Consider the following 3,001-nt stretch of genomic DNA (forward strand, 5'->3'; position numbering starts at 1 on the left):
TATTTAATATATCGGCATTTTTTCCTTTTTTTTAAAGATAAAATTTTAGTTTTTCTCTTTTTGAATAAAATAAAGTGTTAAAAACCTAAGCAGGATTTGTTTCTACAAACTTATGGGTAAGTTCCAGATTATATTTGCACCATATTCCGTGAAGAGCCAAATATCTCAACCTATCAAGGCAAAAGCAAGTTCTTCACCTGGCTATATCGGATTGCCTATAATGTTTTCGCTGCCTCTTATAGGAGCAAACCAATGCTTGCACCAGAGCCTTTGGAAGATTGGGAAGATAAATTGGTCTCTTTAGAAAACCCAGAGGATGAATATCTGATTAAAGAGATTCAAGAGATATGTTTTTCCAGCATCATTACGCATATTCCCAAGTCAGAGCGCATAGTCTTTGTCCTTTCTGAAATACAAGGCTTATCTTGTAAGGAAATAGCCGAGATTCTTAATATTACTCAAGGAGCAATTAAGGCAAGGCTACATAGGGCAAGACAAAAGTTAATAGAATTCTTTAAGGATAGGTGTGCATTGATAAAGAAAGACAACCCTTGCAAATGCAGGATGTGGAGGGACTATGCTAAAGAGCAGGTAAGATGCCTACCAGACAAGATAAACCTTGCCAGAGAACCTGTTGTAATAGATGCAAAAACTATTGACCAAAACCTAACTGACCTCCAGAAGATAACGATGTTTTATCGGTCTCTCTCACCAAAGGAATTGCAGGAAGATATTCTTTCTAATATCCGTCAGAGAATTGAAGAGGGAGAAATTTTTACAAGATAGAGCGTATCTTTTGACCCCTCTCTTGCATCTAACCTTAGTGAGGAGGTGATGCAAGATGTTGTTTCTTGTCAAGAGTAAGTGGCAGATTGAAAAGGCACCTGAACTTGCCCAAAAGATGGCCACTGGGGAGATCCCTGAGATAGCAAAATGGGAAGGATACTGTGCAGTCTCTGATTCATCAATTGGCTTCAATCTTTATGAAGCTAAGGATGAAGAAGATCTTCGCAGGATGTGGGAACCCTATCTTCCTTATGGAAAAATTTTAGAGATAACTGCTGTTATGACTGTTGGTGAGTTGATGCAAGGTATCCAAAAATAAAGACATCCTATAAAGATCAAGATGTCTGATTAGGTATAATGAATATTATACCAGGAGGTAGAAAATGGATGTAAAGAAAGAGGAGACCAAGTGTGTTGCTGTTCATATTCCGAAAGATTTAATTGCAGAGATTGATCAGTTAAAGGAGAAATTAGGTCTAAGCAAGAATGCCCTGTTGGTAGAACTAATCAAGCTGGGTCTTGAGGAAAAGAAGAAAGAATAATGAAGGAGGTAATGTAAGATGCAAAGAATGATTGCTTTTTGCGGACTAATCTGTACTGAATGCCCTGCATTCTTGGCAACCCAAAAGGATGATGATGAGGAAAGAAGAAAGGTTGCAGAGATGTGGTCTAAGCAGTTCAACCTGGACATTCCACCAGACCATATTAACTGCGATGGGTGTTTATCAGGAAGTGAAAGACTTTTTTGTCACTGCAAAGTCTGTGAAATAAGAAAGTGTGGACAGGAGAGGAACCTTAAGAACTGTGCTTATTGTGACGAATATGCTTGTGAGAAACTTAACAAGCATTTTGAAATGGCACCTGAGGCTAAAATTACCCTTGAAAGAATCAGGATGAGTTTATGAAGATTGATAACGACCTGAAAAAGGAAGCAATATCCGCTGGGATAGACACAATCCGAGGGAATGCTGTCATTGCTCTGGGTAACATTGCTGACCCTGCTGCTATCTCTGCACTTGAGGAGGCAATCCACCATCCCAAACCACAAATTAGAGCCTATTCTGCTTGGGCATTAGGCAGAATAGGAACAAAGAGGGCAAAAGAGATACTCAAAAGAGCATTAGAAAAGGAAGAAAAACCAAAGGTCATTAAGGAGATAAAAGATGCTATGGGATACAAAAATGATAAAGGCATCGGAAATCGGCAAAGATTTTAAACAGAGATTGGCTATGTTATATTCACTCCTTCGCCAGAACAAGACTACTGAAAGAATTGATGACTTTTATCTTGCCATATGATATACTTGTTATGATGTGGAAAGGGATATGGAAAGAGAACTTTTTATCTACTTAAAATAAATTGCGAGAAGTGATAAAGTGGATTTTTTCGACTACTTCCAAATAATTGTGTTGGTATCGTTTTATATAGTATTCGTTGGAAGAAATATTCAATTGAGATTAAAAGGTATCAAACCATTTGTTCTAGGAATTGGAAAGAAAGGTTTGCAAGCTCTTCTGGAAATTTCTTTCTTTTTTGGACTGGTCATCTGGACCCTTGAAGTTATTCGGTCTTCCTTTAACCTGGATTTCCATATTTTTTCAGAAGTTCTATATACTGCTTTATTTCAAATAATTCCTTTGAAGATAGTAGGAGTTATCTTCATTGTCTTAGGCTTCGTTATCTTCATTTGGGCTCTTATTTCATTCGGAAGTTCATGGCGGGTTGGAATCGATAAACAAAGACCTGGCCAGTTAGTTATAAGCGGAATTTTTAAAATAACAAGAAATCCTATCTTTATATTTCTGGACCTTTACTTTGTAGGAACATGGTTAATTTACACCAACTTGTTCTTTTTGATATCTTCAGTTTTAGTTATGGTTGGTATTCACTACCAAATTTTACAAGAAGAGAAATTTCTAATAACACAATATGGTGACGAATATAGGAATTATATGAAAAAAGTAAGGAGATACTTTTAATGGCGGTGTACTATCGCTTAACAACAGATAAAAGGGAAATCAAAGATTTCCACAAATTGCCTTGGGCAACTTCTTTTATCCGCATCCCGTTAGGCGAAATTTTAATTTCTAACCTGCATTCAACAGCAAAATTCATAACATATTGATATTATTACACTTAATTTTTGAGATTGTCACTACATATTGATTGATTTCTCTATTTCACTTCCCTAATTATCCTGGGTGGAGATTTTACC

At 36.6% G+C, this 3,001-nt stretch carries 6 protein-coding genes; all 6 read left to right on the forward strand.

The genetic code is table 11. The features are described from left to right. The first annotated feature begins 162 nt into the window (after positions 1 to 162). The 6 genes from AB1630_11730 to AB1630_11755 all read left to right on the forward strand — a co-directional run bounded on the left by AB1630_11730 (position 163) and on the right by AB1630_11755 (position 2,765). On the forward strand, positions 163 to 786 hold the full coding sequence (locus AB1630_11730) for an RNA polymerase sigma factor (protein MEW6104462.1): 624 nt from the start codon (positions 163 to 165) through the stop codon (positions 784 to 786). Between the two features lie 55 nt (positions 787 to 841). Beyond that, entirely contained in the window at positions 842 to 1,105 is a 264-nt protein-coding gene (locus tag AB1630_11735) for a DUF3303 family protein (protein MEW6104463.1), read from the forward strand. A 64-nt stretch (positions 1,106 to 1,169) separates the two neighbouring features. After that, positions 1,170 to 1,328, forward strand: a complete 159-nt coding sequence (locus tag AB1630_11740) for a ribbon-helix-helix protein, CopG family (GenBank protein MEW6104464.1) — start codon at positions 1,170 to 1,172, stop codon at positions 1,326 to 1,328. Between the two features lie 18 nt (positions 1,329 to 1,346). Beyond that, a complete protein-coding gene (locus tag AB1630_11745) occupies positions 1,347 to 1,691 on the forward strand; it encodes a DUF3795 domain-containing protein (protein MEW6104465.1) in 345 nt (114 codons plus the stop codon). Then, positions 1,688 to 2,002 (forward strand): HEAT repeat domain-containing protein, encoded by a 315-nt coding sequence (locus tag AB1630_11750; GenBank protein MEW6104466.1) that lies wholly within the window; start codon positions 1,688 to 1,690, stop codon positions 2,000 to 2,002. Before AB1630_11745 ends, AB1630_11750 begins: the two co-directional genes overlap by 4 nt. A 235-nt stretch (positions 2,003 to 2,237) precedes the next feature. Continuing rightward, complete coding sequence (locus tag AB1630_11755; GenBank protein MEW6104467.1) at positions 2,238 to 2,765, forward strand: isoprenylcysteine carboxylmethyltransferase family protein; 528 nt, start codon at positions 2,238 to 2,240, stop codon at positions 2,763 to 2,765. The last annotated feature ends 236 nt before the right edge of the window (positions 2,766 to 3,001 follow it).

This window comes from bacterium (assembly GCA_040753555.1).
Lineage (GTDB): Bacteria > UBA9089 > UBA9088 > UBA9088 > UBA9088 > JBFLYE01.